This window comes from Corynebacterium sphenisci DSM 44792 (genome assembly GCF_001941505.1).
GTDB classification, from domain to species: Bacteria; Actinomycetota; Actinomycetes; order Mycobacteriales; family Mycobacteriaceae; genus Corynebacterium; species Corynebacterium sphenisci.
In genome coordinates, this window is record NZ_CP009248.1 from 2325890 (window position 1) to 2350839 (window position 24950).

The following is a 24950-nucleotide window of genomic DNA, read 5'->3' on the forward strand; positions in this document are numbered from 1 at the left end:
GTCGCGGGGCTCATGGCTGGTCCGGGGTGCGGTGCTGCGTCGGGGCGGCTCCCCGGCGGGTTCCCGGTGGCCGGTCGCGGCCGGCTCCCGGATGCCGGGCCGGTCGTCGCGTGTGGGGCGTGCGGCGGGGGATCCCGCCATCGTCTTGTCCCGCACCCTGCCTCTTCCCGTCGTCTCTGCTGTCGTCTGCGCCGTCGTCTCGTCGCTCATCCCGAACCACGGGGCGCATCCGCCTCACATGGCCCGGCCACCGGGCCGGCGGCATGGCTACGCGGCGGAACACCGTCCGCGCTATGCATGAAACTGGACAGCCCGTGGGCTGGCAAGGGCTGTAACACGTAGGAAACACTTGCCTACCCCCGCAGCGCCCCCATCCCGCGCCACCTGCGGCGCTGTTGCGGATTCGTCACGCAGTTCAGCATCATGGGGGCCATGACCGTCCTCATCTGCCTGCTGCTCGCCGTCGCGGCGCTGGCACCGGGGACGATCCACCGGCTGGGCACCCGCGGCTTCCCGCTGCTGGCGCTCCCGCTGGCCGGGGGCGCCGCGTGGACCGCCGCCCGGCTGGTCGAGCTCGGCCGCGGCGCCGCCCCGCGCGCCGAGGCCACCACCTGGGTACCCACCCTGCACCTGGACATCACCCTGCGGCTGGGCCCCCTGGAGGCGCTCTTCGGCACCCTGGTGCTCACCATCGGCACGCTCATCCTCGTCTACTGCACCGGGTACTTCCCCGATCCCCCGCCGGGCCGGCGCCGCCGGCTGGGCGCCTTCGCCGCCCAGCTCACCGGCTTCGCCGCGGCCATGTACGGCCTGGTCGTCGCCGACTCGATGCTCCTGATGTACGTGTTCTGGGAGCTCACCTCGGTGCTGTCCTTCCTGCTCGTCGGCTACTACGCGGAACGGGCCAGCTCCCGGCGGGCGGCGGTGCAGGCGCTGCTGGTGACCACCCTCGGCGGCCTGGTCATGCTCATCGGCATCGTGCTGATGGGGCACAGCACCGGGATCTGGTCCTTCTCCGAGCTCACCGCCCCCGGGGCGCTCGACGCGGCGACCACCGGCGGCGGCGCGGTGGCCGTGGCGGTGGTGCTGCTCATCATCGGCGCGCTGTCCAAGTCCGCGATCGCGCCGCTGCACTTCTGGCTGCCCGGGGCGATGGCCGCGCCCACCCCGGTGTCCGCCTTCCTGCACTCGGCGGCGATGGTCAAGGCCGGGGTGTTCCTGGTCGCCCGGCTCTCCCCGGTCTTCGCCGGCACCGGCTCCTGGCATCTCGCGATCCTGCCGCTGGGCCTGCTCACCATGGTGATGGCCGGCTGGATGGCCCTGCGGCAGACCGATCTGAAGCTCATCCTCGCCTACGGCACGGTCAGCCAGCTCGGCTTCATCATGACCGTCACCGCGGTGGGCACCCGGGCGGCGCTGCTCGCCGGGCTGGCCCTGACCTTCGGCCACGCCCTGTTCAAGGCGGCGCTGTTCATGGTCGCCGGGGCGGTGGACCACACCACCGGCACCCGGGACATCCGGCGGCTGTCCGGGCTCGGCGGGCGCTCCCGGCGGCTGGCCGGGATCGCCGCCCTGGCCGGGGCCTCGATGGCCGGGCTGCCGCCGCTGTTCGGCTTCGTGGCCAAGGAGCAGGCGATCTCCGCGGTGCTCGACGCCGAGCCGCTGGCCGGCATGCCCGGGGTGTTCACCGCCGCCGGGATCGTGGTCGGCTCCATCCTCACCGTCGCCTACACCCTGCATCTGCTGCACGGCGCCTTCGCGGACAAGCCCGCCGACCACCCCAGCGGCGGCGGGGTCTCCGCGGCGGTGGCCGCGATGGGCCGGCCCTCCCGGTGGATGCTGGTGCCGGCCGCCCTGCCCGCCCTGGCCGGGGTGGCCGCGGGACTGGCCCCCGGCGCCGCCGACGCGGCCTTCGCGATCCACCTGGACCGGGCGCTGCCGGAGCCGGCGCCACCGCATCTGGCGCTGTGGCACGGCCCCGGGGCGGCGGTGGCGCTGACCGCGGTGATCCTGGGCACCGGCTACCTGATGTTCCGGCTGCGCGCCCTGGTGCGCCGGCTGGCCTTCGCCAAACCCGCCCTCGGCGACGCCGACGCGCTCTACGACGCCACCCTGGACGCCGCCCGCCGGCTGTCCCTGCGCGCCACCGCCTCCACCCAGCGCGGTTCGCTGCCGATGACCGAGGCGATCATCCTCGGCGTGCTGATCGTGGTGCCGGTGGCCGCCCTGGTCCTCGGCGATCGCGATGACCTGGTGATGCGGCCCTGGTCGGCGCCCGGCCAGGGCGCGGCGGCGCTCATCATGGTGCTCGCCGCGCTGGCGGCCACCCGCACCGGCAACCGGCTCACCGGGGTGATCCTGGTCGGGGTCACCGGCTACTGCCTGGGCATCCTCTTCGCCCTGGCCGGCGCCCCGGACCTGGCGCTGACCCAGCTGCTCGTGGAGACCATGACCGTGGTGGTCTTCGTGCTGGTGCTGCGCACCCTGCCGGCCCGCGCCCCGGACCCGGGCCCGGAGTGGCTGCGCGCCCGGGCCTGGCTGGCCGTCGGCGTCGGCGTGGCCGTCGCCGTCCTCGGCGCCTTCGCCCTGGCCGCCCGGCGCGCCGCCCCGGTCTCCGCGCCGGTGCCGGAGCTGGCGGAGACCATCGCGCACGGCAAGAACGCGGTGAACGTGCTGCTGGTGGACATCCGCGCCTGGGACACCTTCGGGGAGATCTCGGTGCTGGTGATCGCCGCGGTGGGCATCGCCTCCCTGGTGTTCCGCACGCACACGGTGCATTCGCTGCCCCGGGTGGAGTCCGGCCGCTCCCGGCGGGATCGCCGCGCCGATCCGCGCTGGCTGACCACCTCCGGCTCCCCGGTGGACCGGGGCCGCCGGCCGCTGATGGTGACCGTGGTCACCCGCTTCCTCTTCCCCTCCATGATGGTGCTCTCCGCCTACCTCTTCTTCGCCGGGCACAACGCCCCCGGCGGCGGTTTCGCCGGCGGCCTGGTCGCCGCGCTGGCGCTGACCCTGCGCTACCTGGCCGGGGGCCGCTGGGAGCTCGCCGAGGCGATGCCGGTGTCCACCGACGCGCTGCTCGGCGGGGGGCTCACCCTGGCCGCGGCCTCGGTGGCCTGGCCGATGGCGCTGGGCCGGCCGCCGCTGGCCTCGGATCTGCTCACCGTGCGGCTGCCCGGGATCGGGGAGGTCACCGTGGTCAGCGCGCTGTTCTTCGACGCCGGGGTGTACCTGATCGTGATCGGGGCGGTGCTCTACATCCTGCGCTCCCTGGGCGGCCGGCTGGACGTGGAGGCCGAGCGGCGCGCGGAGCGGGCCCGCTCGCGCCGGGTGACCCTGACCAAGCTGGGCCGCACCCGGCAGTACCGGGCGGGTGCGGAGCGCGCCGCGCGCCGGCTGCTCGACGGCGGCGCCGGGGCGGCCGACGCCACCGGGGCGCCCGGTGCGGCCGGGGGCGGTGGCGGCCGATGATCATCGACTTCGCGGGGCTGGCCGCGGTGGGCGTCCTCGTCGCCTGCGGCGTGTACCTGCTGCTGGACCGGGCGATCACCCGGATGCTGATGGGCCTGATGCTCCTGGGCAACGGGGTGAACCTGCTGATCCTGCTCACCGCCGGCGATCCCGGCGCCCCGCCGATCCTGGGCCGGGGCTCCCTGGTGCACGACCGGGCCGCGGATCCGCTGCCGCAGGCGCTCATCCTCACCGCGATCGTGATCATGATGGGCATGAGCGCGTTCATCCTGGCCCTGGCCTACCGGCAGCACCGGTACCGGGTGGGCGACCGGATCCAGGACGACCGGGCGGACCGGGAGCTGGCCCGGCGCCGCGCCGACGACCCGACCGCGGCCCCGGATCACGACAAGTCGGCGGACCCGGCCACCGGCCGGCCCACCGACGCCGGGGACCGGTTCGGCCCGGAGAGCTTCGAGGCGCCGGTGCGGGAGGGGGATCCCGATGAGCCCTGATGCGCTGATCCTGGCCCTGATCCCGATGCCGGTGCTGCTGCCGGCCGCCGCCGCCGGGGCCTCGCTGCTGCTGTCCCGGCGGCCCCGGGCGCAGCAGGCGCTGAGCCTGTTCGCGCTGTCCGCCCTCCTGGTGCTCGCCCCGGCGCTGGTGTACCTGGTGCAGGTGCACGGCATCCACACGGTGCAGGTGGGCGGCTGGAACTCCCCGGTGGGGATCACCCTGGTCGCCGACGGGCTGTCCACGGTGATGGTCGCGGTGAGCCAGCTGGTGCTCTTCGCGGTGTTCCTCTTCGGCATCGGCCAGGGCATCCGCGACGGCGACGACGATGACCCGATCTCGGTGTTCGTGCCCAGCTACCTGCTGCTCAACATGGGCGTGTCCATGGCCTTCCTGGCCGGGGACCTGTTCAACATGTACGTCGGCTTCGAGGTGCTGCTGGTGGCCTCCTATGTGCTGCTCACCCTGGGCGCCTCCGCGCAGCGGATCCGCGCCGGGGTGAGCTACGTGGTGGTCAACATGCTCTCCTCCACGGTGTTCCTGCTGGCCATCGCCCTGGTCTACGCGGCGGTGGGCACGGTGAACTTCGCCCATGCCTCGATCCGGATGGAGGCGCTGCCGCAGGGCACCCGCACCGCCATCTTCGGGGTGCTGCTGGTGGCCTTCGCGGTGAAGGCGGCGGTGTTCCCGATGTCCTCCTGGCTGCCGGACTCCTACCCCACCGCCCCGTCCACGGTCACCGCGGTCTTCGCCGGGCTGCTCACCAAGGTCGGCGTGTACGCGATCATCCGGGCCCGCTCGGTGCTCTTCCCCGACGGCTCCCTCGACGGGCTGCTGCTGTGGGCGGGGCTGGCCACCATGCTCATGGGCATCCTCGGCGCGATGGCGCAGACCGACATCAAGCGGCTGCTGTCCTTCACCCTGGTCAGCCACATCGGCTACATGATCTTCGGCATCGCCCTGGGCAACGCCCGGGGCATGTCCGGGGCGATCTTCTACGCGGTGCACCACATCCTGGTGCAGACCGCGCTGTTCCTCGTGGTGGGCCTCATCGAGCGCCAGGCGGGCTCGTCCTCGCTGCGCCGGCTGGGCGGGCTGGCGAAGGCCTCCCCGGCGCTGGCGGTGCTGTTCCTGCTGCCGGCGCTGAACCTCGGCGGGGTGCCGCCCTTCTCCGGTTTCCTCGGCAAGGTGGCGCTCATCATCGCCGGGGCGGAGAACGGCTCCGCCACCGCCTGGGTGCTCGTCGCCGGCTCCGTGGCGACCTCCCTGCTCACCCTGTACACGATGGTGCTGGTGTGGTCGAAGGTGTTCTGGCGGGATCGCTCCGACGCCCCGGAGGGCGATGTGGCGCTGGCCCGGCCACTGGCGCTGCGGGAGAACCCGCGCTACGTCAGCTACGCCGAGCGCGCCGACGTCGGCCGGATGCCGGTGTCCATGGTGGCGCCCACCGCGCTGCTGGTCGCCGCCTCCCTGGCGGTGACCGTGCTCGCCGGGCCGCTGGTGGCGATCGCCGACCGGGCGGCGGCCAACGTCGCCGACGTGGACGGCTACCGGGCGGCGGTGCTCGGGGTGCAGGACCCCGCCCAGCAGGCGGAGGTGCTCGAACCCGGGCGCACCCTGCACCCGGCCGGCGACGCCGACCAGGCGGGCCGTTCGGTGGGCGCCCGGCGGGAGGGGGCGCGATGAGCGGGCTCCGGTGGCGGGATCGGCGCGGTGCGGCGGGGGCCCCGGCGGCCCGGGTGCGCCGGGCCCGGCCCTCGGCGCTGATGTTCGCCTGGCTGGTGGCGATGTGGCTGCTGCTGTGGGGGGAGGCCACCACCGCGAACCTGCTCTCCGGGGTGGCGGTGGCCGCGGCGGTGAGCCTGGCGCTGCCGATGCCGCGGGTGCCGGTGCGCGCCATCGACGTGAACTGGCCGGCGATGGCCACCCTGGCGGCGACCTTCGCGATCGACTTCACCCGGGCCTCGCTGTCCGTGGCCTGGCTGGCGGTGCGCCGCGCCGACCCGCCGCCCTCGGCGATCGTGCGCACCCCGATGCGCACCCGCGACGATCTCACCCTGGCCACCGCGGTGGCCCTGATCAACCTGCAGCCCGGCGGGATCGTCACCGACATCGACAAACGCGCCGGGATGCTCACCATGCACATCCTGGACGGCTCCTCCACCGGCCGGATCGACGCCACCCTGGGCCAGCTCGCCGCGATGGAGCGGCGGGTGATCCGCGCCTTCGAGGACCGCGACCCCGCCGACGGGGCCGCCGACGCCGCCGGCGCCGCCGGGCGGGTCGGCCACGACCATGCCGCGATCCGGGAGGGCCGCCGATGAGCATGCACGCCTACCACCTCGCCCTGGCCCTCGCCGCCGGGATCTACCTGGTCGCCGCGCTGCTCACGCTGGGCCGGCTGCTCGCCGGGCCGAACAGCCTGGACCGGCTGGTCAGCCTGGACTCCCTGATCGCGATGATGCAGGGCCTGCTCGCCGCGTACATCGCCTGGACCATGGACACCTCCTGGGCCTACCCGATGCTGGTGATCGCGCTGCTGGGCTTCATCGGCTCCCTGGCGGTGGCCCGGTTCCGGGTGCCCGACGACCGCGGCGGCGGCAAGGCCGCCGCCCCCGGCACCGGGAAGGAGGCCTGAGATGGCCCTCGCCGCCGATCTGCTCACCCTGGTCCTGATCCTCCTCGGGGCCCTGTTCAGCCTCTCCGCGGCCCTGGGCATGGTGCGCTTCCGCGACTCCATCGCCCGGATGCACGCCTCCTCCAAACCGCAGACCATGGGCCTGCTGCTCACCCTCGCCGGGGTGATCGGGCATCTGCTGCTGCACTCCGGCGGCGGCGCCCAGATCCGCGGCGATATCGGCATGCTGGTGCTCACCGGCCTGTTCGCCCTGGCCACCGCCCCGGTGGTGAGCAACCGCACCGCCAGCGTGGCCAAGCGCGAGGGCCTGGTGGACCGCACCCGGCTCTCCCGGGACGACGAGGCCGCCGACCCCGGGCGGCGCCGCCGCTGAGCGCGCCCCCGCCGGATCCGGGCGCGGCCGGCGCCGGCGCCGGGGCCCGGGACCGGCAGTACACCCGGTTAACCTTTTCTCCGGGCCTTGCCCCGGGCACCGTCATATGTGTTCAAATAGGACAATGACCGAGATCTTCGCCGGCTCGCCCCGCCCGACCCTCGGCGTCGAGTGGGAGGTCGTCTTCGTCGACCGCGCCACGCGGGACACGGTCCCCTGCGCCCCGGAGGTCCTGGAGACGATCGCCGCGGACCACCCCGACCACGGCATCCAGCGGGAGTTCCTCGCCAACACCGTGGAGCTGGTCACCGGCATCTGCGCCGACGTGCCCGAGGCGGTGGCCGATCTCGGGGGCCGGCTGCGCATGGTGCAGGCCGCCGCGGACATCCACGGCGTGGACGTGTGGTCCTCCGGTTCGCACCCCTACACCCGGGGCACCGACCAGGTGATCAGCGAGAAGCCCGCGCACCAGGAGATCCTCAAGCGCACCCAGTGGTGGGGCCGGCAGATGCTCATCTGGGGCATCCACGTGCACGTGGGGATCCGCTCCGCGGAGCGGGTGTGGCCGATCATCAACGCGATCCAGGTGCGGCTGCCGCATCTGCTGGCCCTGTCCTGCTCCTCCCCGGCGTGGAACGGCGAGGACATGGGCTACGCCTCGAACCGCTCCCTGCTCTACCAGCAGCTGCCCACCGCGGGGCTGCCCCCGGACATCGGCACCTGGGACCAGTGGTGCTCCTACATGCACGATCAGGCCACCTCCGGGGTGATCAACCACACCCGGTCGATGCACCTGGACATCCGGCCCGCGGCGAAGCTCGGCACCATCGAGGTGCGCATCTCCGACTCCACCTCGAACCTGCGGGAGCTCTCCGCGATCGTGGCGCTCACGCACGCCCTGGTGGTGCACTACGACCGGATGCTGGACCGCGGCGAGGAGCTGCCCCGGATCCAGCCCTGGCACACCGAGGAGAACAAGTGGCGCGCCGCCCGCTACGGGATGGAGGCGCTCATCATCGTGGACCGGGACACCCGGGAGCGCTGGGTCACCGAGGATCTGGCGGATCTGCTCGAGGAGCTGCGCCCGGTGGCCCGGGAGCTCAACTGCGCCACCGAACTGGAGCGGGTCTGGGAGATCGTGGAATCCGGCGCCGGCTACGAGCGGCAGCGCCGCGCCGCGGTGGCCGCGGGCGCGCTGCCGCCCCTGGCCACCGAGCCGCGGGTGCGCGAGGTGGAGGCCGCCCTGGGCGGCTCCCCCTGGGCGGCGGCGGTGGACCTGGGGGTACGCGAGATGGCCGCCGGCCGACCGCTGCCCTGAGCTGCGCCGCAGCCGCCGCGGCCGCCCCGACATGGCCGGCAACACCGGTCCCGGGCGGTGAACCCGGGTCCCCTCCCCGGCCCGGACCCCTTACGCCGGCCGGCGGGATGCGCTATCGTCCCGGCCGCAGCCCGAGACTGCATCACCCATCCACGAGACGCCCACATGCCGAAGAAGGGACGATCATGCCGGAGAACCCCGGTACCGACACTCGAGAAGCATCCCCCGTGACCAGCACCCGGACCGCCGAAAACACCGCCGGCAAGCTCCCTATCCTCGCCCTGATCCTGTCGATCGTCGGAGCGGTGACGCTGATGTGGATCCCGCTCATCGCGATCCCCGCAGCCGTCGTCGGACTCGTCATCGGCGCGGTGTCGCTCCGGCGTGGTCCGGAACACCGCACCCTGTCCATGGCGGCGCTCATCATCGCCGTGGTGACCCTCGTGGGCGCGATCCTGCTGGGCGTCTCCCTCATCCGCGTCTCCAGCGGGATCGAGTCGGCGCCGGCGTTCCGGGGCTAGCCCCGGCCGGGCTCAGGAGCCGTCCGCGACCTCACCGTCCGGTTCGGCCGGCGGGGTCCAATCCACGGCCTTGCCGCAGCCGGCGACCTCCTCCTCGTCGTCGACCAGAATGAGCTGGGCCACCGCGTCCGGGTCCTGCTCCAGGGGGGTGGACCACACCTGCGCGGACCCGGCGCCGTCGGCGTGCACCTCACCCACCGCGCCCAGGCCCTCGGGGGCCTCCGCCCCGGCGCCGGGGCAGTTCCGCGAGCCCAGGGCGCGCACCTCGTAGACGCCCTCGTCCAGGGTGGCGGGGGCGGCGGGGTCGTCGACCAGGCCGGTCCAGCCCTCCGCGTAGGCGACCCGCACCCGGGCCACCACGGCGGTCATCCCCTCGTCATCGTCGGCGAGCATGTTGTGCACCCGGCCGCGCTCGGTGAGCTCCGGGGCGTCCGGGTCAACCGCGGCCACCGGCCCGGCGGAGGTGCTCGCCGCGGTCCCCTCCGGCGTCGCCGGATCCGTGCCGCCGCAGCCGCCGAGGAGCAGCGCGGCGGCCGCGAGGGCCGCCGCGGGGGCGTGGATCCGACGGTGCATGGATATACCTCTCCGGGTGCTGCGGGTGCGGGTGGGCTGGCGGAGCCGGGGCGTCGGCGCCCCGATCGGCGTACCCGGTGAGGATACCGCCCCGGGCACGCGGCCCGCGCGGGGGGGATCACCCGCGCCACCCCACCGGGGGCGGGCGCCGCGGCTAGGTCAGCACCACGAGCAGCCCGGCGGGCTGCCCGGCGAGTTCCGCGGGGCGCTCGGCGACCACCCAGCCGGGCCCGCGGGATTCGGCGAGCTCCCTCGCGGCGGCCTCCTCGGCGGCGTTGCCCGGGGTGAAGAAGACGGTGTCCGCCTGCACCCGGTACTCCGCGTCGGACAGGTTGCCGTGCCCGACATTGCCCCAGCCCTGGCCGCCGAGCTCCCCGGCGGTCTGCTCCGCGCGGCCGGCGACCATGCCGTTGTTGAGCACCTGCACATGCACCCGGGCCCGGTCCACCGGGGCGGGCGCGGCCGGCGCCGGCTCCCCCGGGGCGGGCTCGCCCGGGGCGGGTTCGCCGGGGGCGCCGGGGCGCCCGGCGTCGCCGCCGGCGGGCCCGCCGCCCTGGTCCGCCTCGGCCGGGGCGGTGGCCGCGGTGGAGGAGGCGGCCTGGTCCAGGGCGTCGCCCTGGTCCCGGGACATCAGGTGGTAGACGCCCCAGGCGGCGAGGATCACGCCGATGAAGATCAGCACCATCGCCAGACCGCGCAGCGGCACCCCGGCGGCCTCGCCGCCGCCGGCGGCGGTTGCGCCGGCGACCTCCTCGTCGATCGAGTCGTAGTACTCGTAGTCGTCATCGCCGCGGTGGCGGCCGGCGGGGCGGGGGCGGTTTCCTTCGCTGAATTCGGACACGCGCCCATCGTAACGGGTGCCGCACGCCACCGTGAGGCTCAGGTTGAGGGGCAATGGCCGCGCCGGGGCGGCGCCGGCCCGGCTCAGCCCGCCCCGTCCCGGAGCCGCTGCAGCCGGTGCACGGTCACCGGATCCGCCGCCTCCGCCCCGGGCGAGGAGATCAGCCGGTTGAGCAGCTGGTGGTAGCGCAGCGGGGCCATCCCGAACTCGGCGCGCACCGCCTCCTCGCGCGCGGCCGGGCCCAGCGCCGCGGTGCGCCGGGAGGTCACCCAGCGCCGCTCGAAGCGCAGCATCCGCCAGGCCAGCGCCGGATCCACCCCGCCGGTGTCCCCGGCCAGCGCCGGCGCCGCCGCACCCGGGTCGGCGGCGCCGCCGGGCTCCCCGGCGGCGGGGCCGGGTCCGGCGGCGGGGTCGCGGCGGGGTTCCATGCCGACCACTAAACCACCCGCGCGAAACCACCCGCGCACGACACCCGGGCGCCCGAGTACCCTGTCCCGCATGGCCATCCTCCCCATCGTCATCGCCGGAGACCCCGTCCTGCACAACCCCACCGCCGCCGTGGACGAGCCCGTCGCCGAGCTCGCCGGCCTCATCGCCGACATGTACGAGACGATGGACGCCGCGCACGGGGTGGGCCTGGCCGCGAACCAGGTGGGGGTGGGCAAGCGCCTCTTCGTCTACGCCTGCCCCGACGACACCGGGGTGGTCCACCGCGGCTGCGTGATCAACCCGGTGCTGGAGACCTCCGAAATCCCGGAGACCATGCCCGCCGACGACGGCTCCGATGACGAGGGCTGCCTGTCCGTGCCGGGGCTGTCCTTCCCCACCGGCCGCGCCGAGCGCGCCACGGTCACCGGGGTGGACGAGCACGGCGAGCCGGTGACCATCGAGGCCACCGGGCTGCTCGCCCGGTGCATGCAGCACGAGGTCGGCCATCTCGACGGCCTCCTCTACACGGACACCCTGATCGGCCGGCACCGCCGGCACGCGAAGAAGGAGATCAAGCGCCGCGGGTGGACCGGACCGGGCCTGACCTGGACCCCCGGCGTGGACCGCGACCCCTTCGGCCACGACGATGCCTGAGCCCGGCCCCGGCACCGAACCGGACCCGGCCGGCGGCGGCAGCGGCGGCCGCGGGGCCCGCGGCCCGGTGAAGTACCCGGTGCTCGGCGGCGCCCCCGGAGCGGCCACCGGGCTGCCCGAATCCCGCTGGGGCTCCGGGCCGGTGGCGGTGGGCCGCCGGGTGATCGTGCGCCGGGCCCGCACCGAGGCCGAGCGCGCCGAGTCCCCGGAGAAGGTCACCGACCTCATCGGGCACGTGCTCAGCGTGGACCCGCTGGTGGTGCGCCCGCAGGGGCCCCGCGGCACCCGCGCCGGGGAGGAGGTGGCGCCGGTGGACTTCAGCGGCCACCGGGTGCTGGTGGTGAAGACCCTCTCCGATGCGCCGGTGCGCAACTCCGACATCCGCGCCGTGGAGGCCGCCACCGCGAAGGCCTTCCCCGGCATCGAGCACACCTGGTGCGGCGGCTGGCTACTGCGCGCCGGCGACGGCATCACCGAGCGCTCCAATTCGGCGCTGCCGGTCGGCCCCGCCGCCGGCACCGCCCCGGTGCCGCTGGAGGAGATCACCGCCTTCTACGCCCGGCACCGGCTGCCGGTGCGGATCGCGGTGCCGGACCGGATCTGCCCGCCCGCGGAGAAGCTCACCCGCGGCCCCGGCTGGACCCGCGGGCCCGAGATCGTGGTGATGACCCGCGAGGCCGCCGACCTGCCCGCCGCGGCCGCCCCCGCGGACCCGGCGCTGGCCGGGGTGCGCGCCGAGGTGCTGGACAAGCCGGACGCGGACTGGCTGGGGCTGTACCACTTCCGCGGGCACGCCCTGCCGGAGCGGGCGCTGCGGCTGCTCATGGACGACATCGACGGCCGGATGAGCTTCGGCCGGCTCACCCTGGACGGGCGCACCGTGGCGATCACCCGCGGCACGCTCACCGACTCCGATGACGGCCGCACCTGGCTGGGCTTCTCCGCCGTGGAGGTCACCCCGGGGCTGCGCCGCCGCGGCCTGGGCACCCTGCTCGGGCTGCACATGATGCACTGGGGGGTGGCCAACGGCGCCGACGGGCTCTACCTGCAGGTGATCGCGGAGAACGCCGCCGGCCTGGCGCTCTACCGGCGGCTCGGCTTCGGCGAGCACCACCGGCACCGCTACGCCGAGTACACCGGCTAGCCCGGCGGCGGCTCAGGGCAGCCGGGGCCCCGGTTTCTCGGTGACCCGGGTGCCGGCCGCGCGCTCATGGGGGCCGCGGCCCAGCGGATCGGAGCCCATGCCGACGGCGATCCACACCATCATCGCGGCGGTGACCAGCCAGCCGGCCACCGGGATCAGGCTCGGCAGGATCCACAGGTTGCGGCGCAGCCCGTCCCCGCCGGACACCGGCAGCCCATGCGGTCCGGACATGCGCAGGCCGAGGGCCCGCTTGCCGGGGGAGCCCTCGAAGATGGCGTCCCCGGCGGCGCGGTAGGCGTAGAACCCGGCCGGGCCGGTGACCGCCCCGGCGCCGAGCACCACCGCGGCATGCTCCGCGGACAGGCCCAGGCCCGCGGCCAGGGCGACCCCGCCGAGCACCGCCAGGTAGATCGCCAGATCCAGCAGCACCGCGCCGGCGCGGCGCGGGATCGGGGCGTTGACCGCGGCGGGGTCGTAGCCGAGCGCCGCGGCGGCGGCGCTGGTGCGCGGCGCGATCCGCGGATCCGGCCCGCCGGCGGCGGCGACCGGGGCGGACCGGGACGGGTACGGCGCCGGCGCGGGGGCGGCGGGGGCGTCCAGCAGCGGATCCAGGGCCGCGGCCCAGCCCCCGGGCTCGGCGCCGCGGCGCAGCCGGGCGGCCTCGGCGAGCAGCGGATCGGCCACCGGGGCGCCGGGGCGCGGACGGGGCGGCTGCGGGGTGCTCATATCGGGATCAACGGCGCCGCGGCGGGGTTTGTTCCCCCGTTCACCCCCGGCCGGGGCCGCCGGCGGCGGTGTAGCCTCGGGCGGCATGCGCATCCTGACCTGGAACGTCAACTCCGCCCGCACCCGCATCGACCGCATCCTGGGGGTGCTGCAGCGCCATGACGTGGACGTCGCGGCGCTGCAGGAGACCAAATGCCGCGATGACCAATTCCCCGCCGAACGGCTCATCGAGGCCGGCTACGAGGTCGCCCACCACGGGCTGAACCAGTGGAACGGGGTGGCCATCGTCTCCCGGGTGGGCCTGGACTCGGTCACCCGGGGCTTCCCCGGCCAGCCCGGCTTCGCCAAGGACCCCGACGCCGAGCAGCCCCTGGAGGCCCGGCATATCGCGGCGACCTGCGGCGGGGTGCGGGTGCATTCGCTCTACGTGCCCAATGGCCGGGAGGTGGGCGATCCCCATTTCCGCTACAAACTGGACTTCCTCGCCGCACTGCGTGAGGCCGCCGCCGCGGATCTCGCCGCGGACCCGGAGCTCCGGGCCGCCCTGGTCGGCGACTTCAACATCGCCCCCCGCGACGAGGACGTGTGGGACATGGCCGAATTCGCCGGCGCCACCCACGTCACCCCCGAGGAGCGGGCCGCCTTCGCCGCCCTGGTCGACGCCGGCTTCGCCGAGGTCACCCGGGCGCACACCGAGGGCGAGTGGACCTACTGGGACTACCAGCGGCTGCGCTTCCAGAAGCGGCAGGGCATGCGGATCGACTTCCAGCTGGCCTCCCCGGCGCTGGCCGCCACCGTCGCCGGCGCCGCCATCGACCGGGAGGAGCGCAAGGGCAAGGGCGCCTCGGATCATGCCCCGGTGCTGGTGGACTACCGGGTGTAGCGCCGCCGGCCTCCCCCGGTCGCGGGTGCCCGCCACCGGCGCGGGGGTGGGGTTTGCCCCGTTTTCCCGGATCTTCGCGTGACGGATTTCTACGATGAAAAGATATTATCGTCACCAATCGGCGCCCGGCCCCGGCCGGGGCCGCCGCACGAGGAAGCATGAGGGAAGGTACGCCATGGGCTCCGATGCCAACCGCCGCAGGGCCGCCGACGAGGACGCCGCCGCCGGGACCGCCCGGGATGCCGCGACCGGCGGGGCCGCCGGCGGCCGGATCAGCCTCGACCCGGAGACCCAGGGCGATGTGCGCCGGATCGCCTCCGGGCTCTACGACTTCCTCGCCGCCACCCGCCGGCTCGGGGAGCGGCCCAATCAGCGGGTGGAGATCTCCCAGTCCGAGATGGAGATCCTGCACTTCGTCTCCCGGCACCCCGGCTGCGGGGTCTCCGACATCGCCCGGCAGCGCTTCCTGCGCCCCTCCAACGTCTCCGCCACGGTGCGCCGGCTGCTGGACAACGGGCTGCTCACCCGGGAGCACAACGCCCATGACCGCCGCGCCCAGGACCTGTACATCTCCGAGCAGGGCCAGGGCACCCTGGCCCAGGTCACCGAGCACTGGGGGGAGATCATCTCCCGGATCGTGGCCACCATGGACACCGAGGATGTGCGCGCCCTGATCCGGGCGGTGCCGGCGCTGCTGAAGCTCACCGAGCATTCGGAGAGCTTCGTCGAGGATCACCAGCGCCGGCAGAAGAAGGTCTAGCCGGCGCCCCGCCCGCGGGCGGGCCCCGCTAGTCCCCGGCCACCGGGCGCACGTCCCGGCGCGCCCAGGCCCAGCCGCCCGCCGCGAGCAGGGCGAGCGCCCAGAGCGCGAAATAGGCCAGGCCCCACGCCGGCTCCGCCCAGGGCAGCCGCACCCCGCGGAAGGGCGAGTCCCCGCCCAGGGCGGCGGTGAGCGCCGCGAAGGGCCGCCACGGCGCCAGCGCCTCGCCGACCCGGGGCAGCCCCGGCAGCGCCGGCTCGACCAGCCACCACCAGACCAGGGCGAGCAGCACCGCCGCCCCCGCCCGGCGCAGCAGCAGGCCCAGGCCCACCCCCAGGGTCGCCAGGAGCGCCCCGGCCACCGCCGTGGCCGGCAGCAGCCGCGCCACCTCCGCATCGGCCAGCGGCACCGCCGCGGCCAGCGGCCCGGGCAGCGCCAGATGCCCGGCGAGCACCGCGGCGCCGGCGGCCGCGGCCAGCGCCACCGCGGCGACCGCCCCGGCCACCAGGGCCTTCGCCGCCGGCGCCAGCCGCCGATCCGGCAGCGCCAGCGCGGTGGCCCGGATCAGCCCGGTGGCGTACTCCCCGGTGACGACCAGCACCCCCAGCACCAGGGCGAGCAGTCCGCCGATCCCGGTGGCGGCCTCGGCGAAGCGGGCCGGGGAGATGTCCAGCAGCCGCTCCAGGCCGGTGGCGTCGCCGGGGACCAGATCCGCATAGCCCCAGGCGTAGATCCGGGCGGTGAGCACCGCCCGGGCCACCGCGATGAGCAGGATCGCCGCCGGCAGGTGCCGGGCCGCCCCGGCGGTGGCGAATTTGCGCCATTCCGCGCGCACCGCATTCGGCAGCCGCGCGCCGCGCCCCGCCGGCGACCCGCCGGGCCGGATCCCCGCCGCGCTCACGCCGCGCCTCCCCGGTAGTCCACGGCCGATCCGGTGAGCTCCATGAAGGCCTCCTCCAGTCCCCCGCCAACGGCGGTGAGCTCGGTGAGCGCCACCCCGCCGGCCAGCGCCGCCCGGCCGACCTCCGCGGCCCCGGCGGGCACCACCAGCGCCCCGCCGGCCCCGGCGCCGGCCACCGGGGCCAGCCCGGCGGCGGCCAGGGCGCGGCGCAGCGCCTCCGGATCGGCGGCGGCGACCCGGGTGCGCGGACCCGCCCCGGCGGCGAGTTCCGCGGCCGGGGCGTCGGCGAGGATCCGGCCCCGGCCGATCACGATCACGTGGTCGGCGGTCCGCGCCATCTCCGCGAGCAGATGGGAGGACACCAGCACGGTGCGCCCCTCGGCGGCCAGGTCGCGCAGCAGCCCGCGCACCCAGGCGATGCCCTCCGGGTCGAGCCCGTTGACCGGCTCGTCGAGCACCAGGTGCGCCGGGTCGCCGAGCAGCGCGGCGGCCAGGCCCAGCCGCTGCAGCATGCCCAGGCTGAACTCCCCGGCCCGTTTGCCGGCGACATCGGCCAGGCCGACCAGGCCGAGCACCTCCTCCACCCGGTCGTCGCCGATCCCGGCGGCGGCGGCCAGCCAGCGCAGATGATCCCGCGCCCGCCGCCGCGGGGTGATGTCCCCGGCGTCGAGCAGCGCGCCCACCACCCGGGTGGGGTGCTCCAGCTCCGGGTAGCGGCGGCCGTCGATCCGGGCGGTGCCGGCATCGGGGCGGTCCAGGCCCAGGATCATGCGCAGGGTGGTGGTCTTGCCCGCCCCGTTGGGGCCGAGGAAGCCGGTGACCGCGCCGGGGCGCACCGTGAAGGAGGCGTCCTCGACGGCCGGGGCGCCGCCGAAGCGCTTGGTCAGTCCGGTGACTTCGATCATGGCGCCCAGTGTGCCACCCCCGCGGCGGCCGGGCATTCCCAATCCGGCGGGCCCGGACTAGCGTCGGGGGAATGAACATGACGTTGAAGAAGGCCTCCGAGGTCAACACCGCGCCCCTGGTCGTCACCGGTCTCATCGGCGGCTGGCTCACCGCCCGGGAAACCGGGGTCCGCCCGATCGGCGGGGTGCCGCTGGCGCTGCTCGGCGGCTACGCCGCGCGCACCTGGTTCACCCGGCACGGCGCCGCCGGCGCCGCCCTGGTCGGCGCCTACGTGGGCGCCTTCGGGCTCTCCCACCCGCTGGCGAAGAAGATCGGCTCCTGGCCGGCCGTGATCGCGGCGACCTCCCTGGCCACCGCCGCCGCGGCCTGGTCCGACAGCACCGCCTAGCCCGCCGCCCGCGGCCGGCTACCCCCGCGGCCCGGGCGCGCCGGGATCGCCGCCCCCGGCGAGCAGCCGGCGCAGCACCGCGCGCACCCGGGGCCAGGAGCCCCGGAAGGCGGGCAGCAGATCCAGCTGCGGCACCTCCTCGGCGGGCACCCAGGCCAGGGCCAGCGACTCCGCGTTCGGGTCCGTGGGCAGCGGCCCCGGCACCCGGGCGAAGACCGTGGTGTAGGTCCAGTCCCCGGCCAGCTCCGGGCGCTCCGGATCCGCCGGATGCGGCCCGGCGGTGATCTCGGCGTGCAGCACCCGCACCTGCCCGGCGCGCACCCCGGTCTCCTCCTCGGCCTCGCGCAGCGCCGCGTCCTCGGCGCTCTCGTGGGAGTCCCGGGCGCCGCCGGGCAGCCCCCAGGTCAGCGGGCAGGAGGTCCACTCCGCCCGGTGCTGCATGAGGATCCGCCCGTCCGGGGTGAAGGCGAGCAGCCCCGCCGCCCCGAAGCGCCCCCAGAGCCGGGCCCCGTCGGGGCCCGCGGACCAGCCGTTGCCGTCGTGAAGCATGGCCCCACCCTACCGCCGCCCGCCCCCGGGTTCCCCTGTGGTTTCGCAGGCAACAGTGGCCGACTAGCATGAGGCTGGATAACCCGCCGGCCGGTGCGGCGGGACGGGCCGCGGAGGTGAGGCGATGACCGGCGACGCTGGCGGCGACGACGGCGCCCGCGGCGTCCGGCGCACCCCCCGGCGGCACCGGTTCCGCCGGCGCCCCCGCCCCGGCCCGGCCGAGGCGGCCGGCGGCGCCGGGCCGCATGACCGCCATGATCGGGGCGACGGCGCCGATGCGGGCCCGCATGACCGGCACGGCCGGGGCGGCCAGGGCGCGCACCGCTCCACCGGGCGGCGCCGGCCCCGGCTGGACCACCGGGACGCCGATGAGCGCCTCGACGATCTGGAGCTGCGCGGGCCGCGCAAGGACACCGGCATCCTGGCCACCCGGGTGCTGCCCGCCCTGGAGCGGCCCCGCCGGGCGCTGTCCTTCCTGGTCACCTCCCCGGGCCGGCTCAGCGTCGCCGCGGTGGTGCTGATCGTGGCGATCCTCGCCGCCGGGCTGTCCATGGCCGGCTCCACCAGCGGCCGCCAGGAGCGGCTGCACGTGATGAGCGTGCAATCCGAGCCGCTGGCCCATGCCGCGCAGAACCTGTACTCGGCGCTGTCCGTGGCCGACGCCTCGGCGAACACCGCCTTCAGCCGGGGCCCGGACCAGTCCTCGGCGGGGCTGCGCCGCGACTACGATGACGCGATCGCGCAGGCCGCGCTGGCCGGCACCCGCGCCGCCGCCGGGATCACCGACGTGGACAGCCCGCAGATGAACGACATCTCCACCATCCAGCGGCTGGTGCCGGTCTACACCGGGCTGGTGGAGTCCGCCCGGGCGAACACCCGGCAGGGCCACCCGGTGGGGGTGTCCTACCTGGCGGAGGCCTCCGCGCTGATGCAGGAGCGGATCCTGCCCGCCGCCGCGGAGCTCTACCGGGGCACCTCCGCGGCGGTGGCCCGGGAGCGCCCGGCGCTCACCGGGCTGCCCTGGGTGCCGCTGTCCGGGCTGGCCGCGGCGATCCTGATGCTGGTCGTCGCCCAGTGGCGGCTCACCCGGCGCACCCGCCGGCTGCTCAACCCGGGCCTGGCCAGCGCCACCGCGCTGCTCGCGGTGGCGGTGCTCGGCGTCGGCGCGACCACCCTGTTCGCCTGGCGCGGGGAGGAGACCCTGGGCTCGGCGCCGCCGGTGGAGCTGCTCACCGAGGCCCGGATCTCCGCCCAGCAGACCCGGGCCACGGAGACCCTGGACCTGGTGCACCGCCGCCCCGGCGGGGAGGAGGAGTTCGGCGAATCCGCCGACCGGATCGAGAAGCTGCTGGTCGACGCGGCGGACCGCTCCGGGGCGGCCGGGGACACGATCGGCGGCGCCCGGGACGCGGCGATCCTGGACGCCTCCCGCGCGCTGTCCCGGTGGCGGGTCGCCCATGACCGGATGGCCGCGCTCATCGACGCCGGGGACTATGACGCGGCCACCGCGGTGGCCACCGGGATCGGGGTGGACGGGGCCTCCTCGGCGCGCTCCTTCGCGGAGCTGGACTCCTCCCTGCAGGACGCCATCGCCGAATCCCGCAATGATCTGCGCACCCGGATCGAGAACGCCCGGGTGGCCACCGCCGGCATGTCCGCCGGGGTGGTCGCGTTGACCATCCTCGCCGCCGTCGGCGTCGCCGTCGGCTTCCGCCAGCCCCTGCTGGAGTTCCTGTGAGCACCCGGACCCGACCCCGCCGCCGCCGCCGCATCCTCGCCGCGGCGCTCGCCGCGGCGCTGCCGCTGGCCGGCTGCGGCCCGGCCGCGCCGCTGGTGGAGGACCCCTACACCCGGCTCATCGCGGAGGCGCAGGGCGATGTGCCGCTGCCCCCGGGGGCCCGCTACGACAGCGCCGCGGACGCCCCGGCCCGGCCGGCGGAGACCCCCGGCGACGCGGCCACCCCGCCGCCGGACGCGGCCGAGCCGGCCGAGCGGGTGCCCGGGATCGTCGCCCGCGGCCGGATCATCATCGGCGTGGACTCCTCGCTGAACCTGCTCGGCTACCGCGACGGCGCCGGCCGGCTCACCGGGTTCGAGGTGGAGCTGGCCCGGGAGGTCGCCCGGGACATCTTCGGCGACCCGGATGCGGTGGACTTCCGCTACGTCGACTCCGCGGAGCGGATCCGGATGCTCGCCGAGGGCCGGGTGGACGCGGTGATCCGCACCATGACGGTCACCGGGGAGCGCACCCGGCGGGTGAGCTTCTCCGCGCCCTACCTCACCGCCGCCGCCGGTCTGCTCACCACCCGCAGCTCCGGGATCGCCGGGGTCGGGGATCTGGCGGGCCGGCGGGTGTGCGTCGCCGGGGGCACCACCAGCGAGGACACCGCCCGCGAGCTCGCCCCGGAGTCCACCCTGCTGCTGGTCGCGAACTGGGGGGACTGCCTGGTGGCGCTGCAGCAGCACCAGGCCGACGCGCTGCTCGCCGATGATTTCATCCTCGCCGGGATCCGGGCCCAGGATCCGGGCACCGTGATCGTCGGCGAGCGGCTGTCCACCGAGGATTACGCGGTGGCGGTGCCGCTGGGCGACACCGGGCTGCAGCGCCAGATCAACGCCACCCTGGAGCGGATCCGCCGCGACGGCACCTGGCGGCGGCTCTACGACGAGTCCCTGGGCCGCTACCTCGACCCCGCCGACCCCCCGGCGCCGCGCTACGCGGAACCGGAGGAGGAGGCCCCGGAGGCCCCCGCCGGTGACGGCGCGGGCCCCGGCGGCGATGATCCCGGTGAGGAGGAGGGCGCATGACCCAGGGCACCGGCGGGCACCCGGATCTCGGGGATCCGGACGCCCGCGGCACCGGCCCCGGCCCCGGCGGGGAGCCTTCGGCCCCGGGCACCGGGGCGAGTCGGGCGGAGCCCGGCACCGCGGCGGTGGCCTACGACCCCTTCGCCGATGAGGAGGACCTCGACTCGGTGGATCTGGCGGAGCTGCTCGGCGGCACCGCCGCCACCGTGGACGCCGACGCCGGCGCCGGCGCGGCCGCGGACCCCTCGGCGGAGTCGCACCGGCGGGCGCTGAGCACCTTCCGGGAGCGGCGCACCCGCTCCCGGCCCGGCCGGGTGGTCGCCGACGGGATGGTGCAGCTGCCCTTCATCACCCCCACCAACCCCCGGGACGCGGTGGCCTCCCCGGAGGCGGTGGCCGCCAGCGGCAAACCCGCGCCGAAGCTCGCCGCCGGGGAGGTCGTCGCCGGGCAGTACGAGATCGTCGGGCCCATCGCCCATGGCGGGCTGGGCTGGATTTACCTGGCCATGGACCACAACGTCTCCGACCGGTGGGTGGTGCTCAAGGGCATGATGGGCGCCGGGGACGAGCGCAACAGCGCCATCGTGGAGGCGGAGCGGGAGTTCCTCGCCGAGATCACCCACCCCGGGATCGTGAAGATCTTCAACTTCATCGACGAGGCCGGCGGGGAGACCGGCTACATCGTCATGGAGTACGTCGGCGGGCCCAGCCTGCGGCAGCGCCGCCGGGCGGAGCCGGGCGGGGTGATGGCCATCGACCTGGCCATCGGCTACATCCTGGAGATCCTGCCCGCCCTGGACTACCTGCATTCCCGGGGGGTGGTCTACAACGACCTGAAACCGGACAACGTGCTGCTGGCGGAGGACCAGGTCAAGCTGATCGACGTCGGCGCGGTCACCGGGATCGGCGCCTACGGGCACATCTACGGCACCCCCGGCTTCCAGGCCCCGGAGGTCGGCTCCACCGGGCCGACCGTGGCCAGTGACATCTACACCGTGGGCCGCACCCTGGCCAGCCTGATCGTGGATCTGCCGGCCACCGGCGGGGTGTACGACCCGGGCCTGCCCACCCCGATGGAGGAGCCGGTGTTCCGGCGCAACCTCAGCCTGTACCGGCTGCTCAGCCGGGCCTGCGCGGAGGACCCGGCGGAGCGCTTCGGCTCCGCGGAGGAGATGTCCGCGCAGCTGGTGGGGGTGCTCCGGGAGATCCTGGCGGTGCGCGACGGGGTGCAGCACCCGCACCTGTGGTCGCTGTTCTCCCCGCAGCGCTCCACCTACGGCACCAAGCACCGGGTGTTCCGCACCGACCAGCTGGTCGACGGGATCACCCGGGACGTGATCATCACCCCGCCGGAGATCACCGCGGCGCTGCCGGTGCCGCTGGTGCACTCCGGGGATCCGGGCTCCCGGCTGCTCTCCGCGGCCTCCTACACCGAGCCCGGGGAGCTCATCGACAACCTCACCGAGGCCCTGGACACCCCGGACTACGCCGGCAGCGTGGAGATCCCGCTGGCGATCGTGCGCGCGCACCTGGACCTGGGCGCCACCGAGGAGGCCCGGGATCTGCTCGACGACGCCCCGGAGCGGCTGGCCCGGGACTGGCGCTGCCGCTGGTACCGGGGGATCACCGAGCTGCTGCTCGACGAGTACGACCCGGCGCTGCAGTCCTTCAACCGGGTGCTGGCGATGCTGCCCGGGGAGCCGGCGCCGAAGCTGGCGCTGGCGGCCACCCTGGAGCTGATGCTGCAGCAGGCCGGGCTCAACGACCGGCCGGTGCTGGAGCCGGGGGTGATCCGGGCGGTGGCGAACCTGGACAAGGACCTCGACCAGCTGCCGGAGTCGGTGCTCGCCGAGATCAACGACAAGTGGACCACCGACGCCCACGACCCGCGGGCGATGCGCTTCCACGCCACCCGGCTCTACGCCATGGTGTGGGCCACCAACCGCACCACCGTCTCCTCCGCCTTCGGGTTGTCCCGGCAGCTCACCGCGGAGGGCCAGCACGAGATGGCGATCGCCATGCTGGACCGGGTGCCGGCGGCCTCCCGGCACCACCGGCTGGCCCGGCTGACCACCATCCTGCTGCTCATCACCGGCAGCCCGGAGCAGCTCACCGAATCCCGGATCCGGCGGGCGGCGCGGCGGCTCACCGAGCTGCCCACCAACGAGCCCCGCCTGGAGCAGCTGCGGATCGCGGTGCTCACCGCCGCCCTGAACTGGCTGCGGGCCAATGATCTTCAGCAGGCGGCCTCCCCCAACGAGCTCTTCGACGTGCCCTTCACGGTCACCGGGCTGCGCACCGGGCTGGAGACCGGGCTGCGCCAGCTGGCCCGCAACGCCCCCTTCCCCCGGCACCGTTACCGGCTGGTGGACATGGCCAACGCGATCCGGCCGCCCACCCTGTTCTAGGACCCGCCCGGGATCGGCGAAGCCGCTTCCCGGATCCGGGGAGGAAACCCCGCCCTGAGGTGCGCATATGGGGTGTCCGGGGCGCACCGCCTATGATTAGCTCCATGAACGCCAAGCACCACCTGCCCCCCGCCCTCCGCCGGACCCTGCGCGCGGCCCTGCCCGGGGCCCTGGCGCTCGGCGTCCTGGCCTCCCCCGCGGTCGCCGGCGCCGCCCCGGCCATGCCCCGGCTGCCGGACGTCCCCGCCGTGCCCGGCTCCGACGGGATCCGGCTGCCCGCCCCGGGCACCGGCTCGGATCTGCCCGCCGGGCTGCCGAACCGCGACCAGGTCAACGACGCCATCGACCAGTCCGGGATCCCGGTGCCGCGGGAGGCCCGCGACGCCATCGGCCGCGCCTTCCCGGAGGCCCCGAAGCCGGCGCCGAAGCCCGCGCCCGCGCCGAAGCCCGCCCCGGACCGCAACGCCCCGCCGGCCAGCCCCTGCCCGAAGACCGCCCGGGTGTGCGTGGACATCGACAACGCCCGCACCTGGCTGCAGCAGGACGGCCGGCTGGTGCACGGCCCGGTGCCCACCAAGACCGGCCGCGCCGGCCAGGAGACCCCGCGGGGCACCTTCCACGTGGTCCGCAAGGTCAAGGACGAGGTCTCCCGGGAGTTCGGCAACGCGCCGATGCCCTACGCGGTGTACTTCACCAACAACGGCCACGCCTTCCACGAGGGCTCCCTGGACGGCGAGTCCGCCGGCTGCGTGCGGCTGAACCACGCCGACGCCAAGCGCTTCTTCGAGTTCCTCCAGGTCGGCGACGAGGTCTTCATCTACTAGACCCCGGCGCCCGCCGGCTCACGCCGAGGGGCCGGGGCACGCCATCGGGCGCGCCCCGGCCCCCTCGACGTGATCCGGGTGGTGCGGCCGCCGGCGCACCGGGCGCCGGCGGCCACGGGCCCCCCGGGGGGGGAGGGGGTCGGCTCAGGCCGCGTAGGCCATGGCGTAGCGGGCGATCGCCAGCTCCTCGTTGGTGGGCACCACCAGCACCTTCACCGCGGAATCCTCGGTGGAGATGAACCGGGGGCCGTCATTGGGGGCGGCGTTGCGCTCCGGGTCGATCCGGATGCCGAAGTTCTCCAGGGCGGCCATCGAGTCCCGCCGGATGCCCACGTGGTTCTCGCCCACCCCGGCGGTGAAGGCGATCGCGTCCAGCCGGCCGAGGATAAGCATGTAGGAGCCGATGTAGCGGCGCAGCTGGTGCACGTACATCTGGTAGGCGGCCCAGGCGTCCTGGTCGGCGTTGTCCATCCGCTCCTGGAGCACCCGGAAGTCGTTGACCCCGGAGACGCCCTTCAGCCCGGAGCGGCGGTTGCACAGATCGTCGATCTCGTCGATGGACAGGCCCTGCCGGTACAGGTGGAAGATGATGCCCGGGTCGATGTCGCCGGTGCGGGTGCCCATCATCAGCCCGGCCAGGGGGGTCAGGCCCATGGAGGTGTCCACCGCCTGGCCGCCGCGCACCGCCGCCGCGGAGCAGCCGTTGCCCAGGTGCAGGGTGATCTGGTTGACCTCCGCGGCGGGTTTGCCGAGCAGCCCCGGCACCTGCCGGGAGACGTACTCGTGGCTGGTGCCGTGGAAGCCGTAGCGGCGGATGTTGTGCTCCGCGGCGACCGCCGCGTCCAGCGGGTACAGCGCCGCCGCCGGGGGCATGTCGTGGAAGAAGCCGGTGTCGAACACGGCGACGTGCGGCACCTCCGGGAGCAGCTGCCGGGCCACCTCGATGCCGACGATGTTCGCCGGGTTGTGCAGCGGGGCCAGCGGGATGAGGTCCCGGATCATCTCCACGATCTGGTCGTCGATGAGCTCCGGGCCGGAGAAGAGCTTGCCGCCGTGCACCACCCGGTGGCCGACCGCGGCGATGTCCACCGAATGCGGGCCGCAGCCGTGGGCGTCCATCAGCGCGAAGGCCTTGTCCAGGCCGTCCGCGTGGTCGGCGATCGGCTCGACGTCCTCGATCTTCTCCCCGTCGAACTTCAGCACGATGGTGCCGTTGTCCTCCCCGATCCGCTCCACCAGGCCGGAGGCGTAGGGGGGTTCGGTGGCGTCCCGGTCCGGGTCCACCAGCTGGAACTTCACCGAGGAGGACCCGGAGTTCAGGACGAGCGCGAGACGTGACATGG

25 protein-coding genes are annotated in these 24950 nt (G+C 75.3%); 17 read left to right on the forward strand and 8 right to left on the reverse strand.

The annotated features are described in order from the left end of the window. The first annotated feature begins 432 nt into the window (after positions 1 to 432). The 8 genes from CSPHI_RS10625 (at position 433) to CSPHI_RS10660 (ending at position 8813) form a co-directional block, all read left to right on the forward strand. Positions 433 to 3471: a Na+/H+ antiporter subunit A gene (locus CSPHI_RS10625; RefSeq protein ID WP_075693152.1), complete on the forward strand. Its 3039-nt coding sequence runs from the start codon at positions 433 to 435 to the stop codon at positions 3469 to 3471. Then, positions 3468 to 3965, forward strand: coding sequence for a Na(+)/H(+) antiporter subunit C (locus tag CSPHI_RS10630; protein WP_075693154.1), 498 nt, complete (start codon positions 3468 to 3470; stop codon positions 3963 to 3965). Before CSPHI_RS10625 ends, CSPHI_RS10630 begins: the two co-directional genes overlap by 4 nt. Beyond that, positions 3955 to 5649, forward strand: a complete 1695-nt coding sequence (locus CSPHI_RS10635; RefSeq protein ID WP_075693156.1) for a Na+/H+ antiporter subunit D — start codon at positions 3955 to 3957, stop codon at positions 5647 to 5649. The genes CSPHI_RS10630 and CSPHI_RS10635 overlap by 11 nt, the downstream gene beginning before the upstream one ends. Next, the gene (locus CSPHI_RS10640) at positions 5646 to 6287 is read left to right on the forward strand and encodes a Na+/H+ antiporter subunit E (protein ID WP_075693158.1); all 642 of its coding nucleotides are present in this window, start codon (positions 5646 to 5648) and stop codon (positions 6285 to 6287) included. Before CSPHI_RS10635 ends, CSPHI_RS10640 begins: the two co-directional genes overlap by 4 nt. Beyond that, complete coding sequence (locus CSPHI_RS10645; RefSeq protein WP_075693160.1) at positions 6284 to 6601, forward strand: monovalent cation/H+ antiporter complex subunit F; 318 nt, start codon at positions 6284 to 6286, stop codon at positions 6599 to 6601. The genes CSPHI_RS10640 and CSPHI_RS10645 overlap by 4 nt, the downstream gene beginning before the upstream one ends. Before the next feature lies 1 nt (position 6602). Then, a complete protein-coding gene (locus tag CSPHI_RS10650) occupies positions 6603 to 6974 on the forward strand; it encodes a monovalent cation/H(+) antiporter subunit G (RefSeq protein WP_075693161.1) in 372 nt (123 codons plus the stop codon). A 124-nt stretch (positions 6975 to 7098) separates the two neighbouring features. Next, complete coding sequence (locus tag CSPHI_RS10655; RefSeq protein ID WP_075693163.1) at positions 7099 to 8292, forward strand: glutamate--cysteine ligase; 1194 nt, start codon at positions 7099 to 7101, stop codon at positions 8290 to 8292. Positions 8293 to 8519: 227 nt separating this feature from the next. Beyond that, on the forward strand, positions 8520 to 8813 hold the full coding sequence (locus tag CSPHI_RS10660) for a hypothetical protein (protein ID WP_075693165.1): 294 nt from the start codon (positions 8520 to 8522) through the stop codon (positions 8811 to 8813). A gap of 12 nt (positions 8814 to 8825) precedes the next feature. On the opposite strand, the gene CSPHI_RS10665 is transcribed toward CSPHI_RS10660, so the two are convergent. The 3 genes from CSPHI_RS10665 to CSPHI_RS12550 form a co-directional block, all read right to left on the reverse strand. Next, on the reverse strand, positions 8826 to 9386 hold the full coding sequence (locus CSPHI_RS10665) for a hypothetical protein (RefSeq protein WP_075693167.1): 561 nt from the start codon (positions 9384 to 9386) through the stop codon (positions 8826 to 8828). Positions 9387 to 9540: 154 nt separating this feature from the next. Further along, positions 9541 to 10227, reverse strand: a complete 687-nt coding sequence (locus tag CSPHI_RS10670) for a LytR C-terminal domain-containing protein (RefSeq protein WP_075693169.1) — start codon at positions 10225 to 10227, stop codon at positions 9541 to 9543. Between the two features lie 83 nt (positions 10228 to 10310). Continuing rightward, the gene (locus CSPHI_RS12550; RefSeq protein ID WP_075693171.1) at positions 10311 to 10655 is read right to left on the reverse strand and encodes a DUF3263 domain-containing protein; all 345 of its coding nucleotides are present in this window, start codon (positions 10653 to 10655) and stop codon (positions 10311 to 10313) included. 70 nt (positions 10656 to 10725) lie between these two features. Here CSPHI_RS12550 and CSPHI_RS10680 point away from each other — a divergent pair, with 70 nt between their 5' ends. Further along, the gene (locus tag CSPHI_RS10680) at positions 10726 to 11310 is read left to right on the forward strand and encodes a peptide deformylase (protein WP_075693173.1); all 585 of its coding nucleotides are present in this window, start codon (positions 10726 to 10728) and stop codon (positions 11308 to 11310) included. Continuing rightward, entirely contained in the window at positions 11303 to 12454 is a 1152-nt protein-coding gene (locus CSPHI_RS10685) for an N-acetylglutamate synthase, CG3035 family (protein WP_084210388.1), read from the forward strand. Before CSPHI_RS10680 ends, CSPHI_RS10685 begins: the two co-directional genes overlap by 8 nt. A gap of 12 nt (positions 12455 to 12466) precedes the next feature. On the opposite strand, the gene CSPHI_RS10690 is transcribed toward CSPHI_RS10685, so the two are convergent. Then, on the reverse strand, positions 12467 to 13180 hold the full coding sequence (locus tag CSPHI_RS10690; RefSeq protein ID WP_075693175.1) for an RDD family protein: 714 nt from the start codon (positions 13178 to 13180) through the stop codon (positions 12467 to 12469). Positions 13181 to 13265: 85 nt separating this feature from the next. Here CSPHI_RS10690 and CSPHI_RS10695 point away from each other — a divergent pair, with 85 nt between their 5' ends. Further along, the gene (locus tag CSPHI_RS10695; RefSeq protein ID WP_075693177.1) at positions 13266 to 14063 is read left to right on the forward strand and encodes an exodeoxyribonuclease III; all 798 of its coding nucleotides are present in this window, start codon (positions 13266 to 13268) and stop codon (positions 14061 to 14063) included. A 175-nt stretch (positions 14064 to 14238) separates the two neighbouring features. Continuing rightward, entirely contained in the window at positions 14239 to 14823 is a 585-nt protein-coding gene (locus CSPHI_RS10700; protein ID WP_084210389.1) for a MarR family winged helix-turn-helix transcriptional regulator, read from the forward strand. 28 nt (positions 14824 to 14851) lie between these two features. Here CSPHI_RS10700 and CSPHI_RS10705 read toward each other — a convergent pair whose 3' ends face one another. Together CSPHI_RS10705 and CSPHI_RS10710 are read right to left on the reverse strand one after the other, a co-directional pair. After that, positions 14852 to 15724, reverse strand: coding sequence for a hypothetical protein (locus CSPHI_RS10705; RefSeq protein WP_075693179.1), 873 nt, complete (start codon positions 15722 to 15724; stop codon positions 14852 to 14854). Then, positions 15721 to 16629 (reverse strand): ATP-binding cassette domain-containing protein, encoded by a 909-nt coding sequence (locus CSPHI_RS10710; protein ID WP_075693181.1) that lies wholly within the window; start codon positions 16627 to 16629, stop codon positions 15721 to 15723. The genes CSPHI_RS10705 and CSPHI_RS10710 overlap by 4 nt, the downstream gene beginning before the upstream one ends. Positions 16630 to 16700: 71 nt before the next feature. Between CSPHI_RS10710 and CSPHI_RS10715 the strand changes: the two genes are divergently transcribed. Continuing rightward, positions 16701 to 17018 carry a hypothetical protein gene (locus tag CSPHI_RS10715; RefSeq protein ID WP_075693183.1) on the forward strand — a complete coding sequence of 106 codons (318 nt, stop codon included), beginning with the start codon at positions 16701 to 16703 and terminating at the stop codon, positions 17016 to 17018. 18 nt (positions 17019 to 17036) lie between these two features. On the opposite strand, the gene CSPHI_RS10720 is transcribed toward CSPHI_RS10715, so the two are convergent. Then, the gene (locus CSPHI_RS10720) at positions 17037 to 17567 is read right to left on the reverse strand and encodes an NUDIX domain-containing protein (protein WP_075693185.1); all 531 of its coding nucleotides are present in this window, start codon (positions 17565 to 17567) and stop codon (positions 17037 to 17039) included. Between the two features lie 124 nt (positions 17568 to 17691). Here CSPHI_RS10720 and CSPHI_RS10725 point away from each other — a divergent pair, with 124 nt between their 5' ends. The 4 genes from CSPHI_RS10725 to CSPHI_RS10740 all read left to right on the forward strand — a co-directional run bounded on the left by CSPHI_RS10725 (position 17692) and on the right by CSPHI_RS10740 (position 23607). Then, entirely contained in the window at positions 17692 to 19305 is a 1614-nt protein-coding gene (locus CSPHI_RS10725) for a hypothetical protein (protein WP_075693187.1), read from the forward strand. Next, positions 19302 to 20375 (forward strand): glutamate ABC transporter substrate-binding protein, encoded by a 1074-nt coding sequence (locus CSPHI_RS10730; RefSeq protein ID WP_075693189.1) that lies wholly within the window; start codon positions 19302 to 19304, stop codon positions 20373 to 20375. Before CSPHI_RS10725 ends, CSPHI_RS10730 begins: the two co-directional genes overlap by 4 nt. Beyond that, positions 20372 to 22783, forward strand: a complete 2412-nt coding sequence (locus CSPHI_RS10735; RefSeq protein ID WP_075693191.1) for a serine/threonine protein kinase — start codon at positions 20372 to 20374, stop codon at positions 22781 to 22783. The genes CSPHI_RS10730 and CSPHI_RS10735 overlap by 4 nt, the downstream gene beginning before the upstream one ends. 104 nt (positions 22784 to 22887) lie before the next feature. Beyond that, positions 22888 to 23607 (forward strand): L,D-transpeptidase, encoded by a 720-nt coding sequence (locus CSPHI_RS10740; RefSeq protein ID WP_245803310.1) that lies wholly within the window; start codon positions 22888 to 22890, stop codon positions 23605 to 23607. A 144-nt stretch (positions 23608 to 23751) separates the two neighbouring features. Here CSPHI_RS10740 and CSPHI_RS10745 read toward each other — a convergent pair whose 3' ends face one another. Next, positions 23752 to 24948 (reverse strand): acetate kinase, encoded by a 1197-nt coding sequence (locus CSPHI_RS10745; protein WP_075693194.1) that lies wholly within the window; start codon positions 24946 to 24948, stop codon positions 23752 to 23754. Positions 24949 to 24950: the final 2 nt, after the last annotated feature.

What these genes read in the sequence shown, in the direction of transcription:
- CSPHI_RS10625 (WP_075693152.1), top strand. Translation starts at nt 433, where the DNA reads ATGACCGTCCTCATCTGCCTGCTGCTCGCCGTCGCGGCGCTGGCACCG.
- CSPHI_RS10630 (WP_075693154.1), top strand. Translation starts at nt 3,468, where the DNA reads ATGATCATCGACTTCGCGGGGCTGGCCGCGGTGGGCGTCCTCGTCGCC.
- CSPHI_RS10635 (WP_075693156.1), top strand. Translation starts at nt 3,955, where the DNA reads ATGAGCCCTGATGCGCTGATCCTGGCCCTGATCCCGATGCCGGTGCTG.
- CSPHI_RS10640 (WP_075693158.1), top strand. Translation starts at nt 5,646, where the DNA reads ATGAGCGGGCTCCGGTGGCGGGATCGGCGCGGTGCGGCGGGGGCCCCG.
- CSPHI_RS10645 (WP_075693160.1), top strand. Translation starts at nt 6,284, where the DNA reads ATGAGCATGCACGCCTACCACCTCGCCCTGGCCCTCGCCGCCGGGATC.
- CSPHI_RS10650 (WP_075693161.1), top strand. Translation starts at nt 6,603, where the DNA reads ATGGCCCTCGCCGCCGATCTGCTCACCCTGGTCCTGATCCTCCTCGGG.
- CSPHI_RS10655 (WP_075693163.1), top strand. Translation starts at nt 7,099, where the DNA reads ATGACCGAGATCTTCGCCGGCTCGCCCCGCCCGACCCTCGGCGTCGAG.
- CSPHI_RS10665 (WP_075693167.1), bottom strand. Translation starts at nt 9,386, where the DNA reads ATGCACCGTCGGATCCACGCCCCCGCGGCGGCCCTCGCGGCCGCCGCG.
- CSPHI_RS12550 (WP_075693171.1), bottom strand. Translation starts at nt 10,655, where the DNA reads ATGGAACCCCGCCGCGACCCCGCCGCCGGACCCGGCCCCGCCGCCGGG.
- CSPHI_RS10680 (WP_075693173.1), top strand. Translation starts at nt 10,726, where the DNA reads ATGGCCATCCTCCCCATCGTCATCGCCGGAGACCCCGTCCTGCACAAC.
- CSPHI_RS10685 (WP_084210388.1), top strand. Translation starts at nt 11,303, where the DNA reads ATGCCTGAGCCCGGCCCCGGCACCGAACCGGACCCGGCCGGCGGCGGC.
- CSPHI_RS10690 (WP_075693175.1), bottom strand. Translation starts at nt 13,180, where the DNA reads ATGAGCACCCCGCAGCCGCCCCGTCCGCGCCCCGGCGCCCCGGTGGCC.
- CSPHI_RS10695 (WP_075693177.1), top strand. Translation starts at nt 13,266, where the DNA reads ATGCGCATCCTGACCTGGAACGTCAACTCCGCCCGCACCCGCATCGAC.
- CSPHI_RS10700 (WP_084210389.1), top strand. Translation starts at nt 14,239, where the DNA reads ATGGGCTCCGATGCCAACCGCCGCAGGGCCGCCGACGAGGACGCCGCC.
- CSPHI_RS10710 (WP_075693181.1), bottom strand. Translation starts at nt 16,629, where the DNA reads ATGATCGAAGTCACCGGACTGACCAAGCGCTTCGGCGGCGCCCCGGCC.
- CSPHI_RS10715 (WP_075693183.1), top strand. Translation starts at nt 16,701, where the DNA reads ATGAACATGACGTTGAAGAAGGCCTCCGAGGTCAACACCGCGCCCCTG.
- CSPHI_RS10720 (WP_075693185.1), bottom strand. Translation starts at nt 17,567, where the DNA reads ATGCTTCACGACGGCAACGGCTGGTCCGCGGGCCCCGACGGGGCCCGG.
- CSPHI_RS10725 (WP_075693187.1), top strand. Translation starts at nt 17,692, where the DNA reads ATGACCGGCGACGCTGGCGGCGACGACGGCGCCCGCGGCGTCCGGCGC.
- CSPHI_RS10735 (WP_075693191.1), top strand. Translation starts at nt 20,372, where the DNA reads ATGACCCAGGGCACCGGCGGGCACCCGGATCTCGGGGATCCGGACGCC.
- CSPHI_RS10740 (WP_245803310.1), top strand. Translation starts at nt 22,888, where the DNA reads ATGAACGCCAAGCACCACCTGCCCCCCGCCCTCCGCCGGACCCTGCGC.
- CSPHI_RS10745 (WP_075693194.1), bottom strand. Translation starts at nt 24,948, where the DNA reads ATGTCACGTCTCGCGCTCGTCCTGAACTCCGGGTCCTCCTCGGTGAAG.